This is a genomic window from Mycobacterium sp. SMC-18, assembly GCF_045310895.1.
Classification (GTDB): Bacteria; Actinomycetota; Actinomycetes; order Mycobacteriales; family Mycobacteriaceae; genus Mycobacterium.
This window is the reverse complement of sequence record NZ_JBJIAL010000124.1, coordinates 1-1,479: the sequence shown is the minus strand read 5'-3', so window position 1 is coordinate 1,479 and position 1,479 is coordinate 1. Positions and strand designations below refer to the sequence as shown.

Genomic DNA, 1,479 nt, shown 5'->3' with positions numbered 1-1,479 from the left:
TGTTGACGACGCCTGAAAACTGACCCCCTGTCGACGGGTGAATTTTGACCCCCGTCATTGATAGGAGGGTGATTTCAGTGGAGCAGTGGGCGGAGATCCGCCGTTTGCATCGCACGGAGCAGGTGCCGATTAAGGAGATCGCGCGTCAGCTCGGTGTGGCCCGTAATACGGTGCGGTCGGCGTTGGCGGCCGATGCGCCGCCGCAGTACTCGCGGGCACCGCGGGGTTCGGCAGTGGATGCGTTCGAACCGCAGATCCGGGCGTTGCTCAAGGACCATCCGCGGATGCCAGCGACGGTGATCGCACAGCGGATCGGGTGGACCAGGTCGATCACGGTGCTCAAAGACCGGGTGCGGGTGATCCGCCCGGAGTACCGCGGCCTCGATCCGGCTGATCGAGTGATCTACGAGCCGGGGGCCTGTTCGCAGTGGGACCTGTGGTTCCCCGACTACCGTATCCCGTTGGGCCACAACCAGTTAGCGATCTTGCCGGTGTTGGTGATGACGTTGGCGTATTCGAGGTTCCGGGCCGGGTTGATGATCCCCTCGCGCCAGGGCGGCGACATTCTGGCCGGGATGTGGCAGCTGCTGAGCCGGATCGGCGCGGTGACCGCCAAACTGGTGTGGGACCGCGAGTCTGCGATCGGCGGCACGGGCCGGCCCACGGTGGTGGCCACGTCGTTTGTTGGGACGTTGGGCACCCGCCTGGAGCTGGCTCCACCGGCGGACCCTGAGTACAAGGGCATGGTTGAACGCAACAACAGGTTCTTTGAGACCTCGTTCCTGCCAGGCAGGGTGTTCGGTTCGCCGGCCGATTTCAACACCCAGTTCGAGGCGTGGCTGACCGAGCACGCCAACACCACTCGGGTGCGTTCGATCCGGGCCCGTCCGATCGATCTGCTGGCCGAGGACCTGGCCGGGATGACACTGCTGCCGCCGGTACCCCCGGCGACCGGCATCTGCCATCGGGTGCGCCTGGCGCGGGACTACTACGTGCGGGTCGCCGGTAACGACTACTCGGTGCATCCGGCGGTCATCGGTCGGCTTGTTGATATCACCGCCACCCTCGATCGCGTGATCGTCACCTGCGAAGGGCAGGTAGTCGCCACCCATCAGCGGTGCTGGGCCCGGCACATGACGCTCACCGACCCGCAGCACGTGGCCGCCGCCGCGCTGCTGCGCCGCCACTACCACCAACAACGCACCACCGGCGATAGCGGTCGGGTGCGCACCCACCGTGACGGGCACCTGGTGCCGATCCGTTCCCTGCCCGATTACGACGACCTGTTCGGCGTTGATTTCACCGTCCTGGGAGAACCATCATGAACGACCCAAACATGCACGGCCACAGCGAGATTGGTAAACAGATCGAGTATCTGGCCCGGGTGTTGAAAACCCCGACGATCCGGCGGATGTGGGCTGAGCTGGCTGAGCGGGCTCGCGCCGAAACGTGGAGCCACGAACAATATTTGGCCGCGGT

1 protein-coding gene is annotated in these 1,479 nt (G+C 65.2%); it reads left to right on the top strand.

The genetic code is table 11. From position 1 onward, the window contains the following. Positions 1-68 precede the first annotated feature (68 nt). Positions 69-1,325 carry an IS21 family transposase gene (istA, locus tag ACJH6J_RS30380; protein WP_165605542.1) on the top strand — a complete coding sequence of 419 codons (1,257 nt, stop codon included), beginning with the start codon at positions 69-71 and terminating at the stop codon, positions 1,323-1,325. Positions 1,326-1,479: the final 154 nt, after the last annotated feature.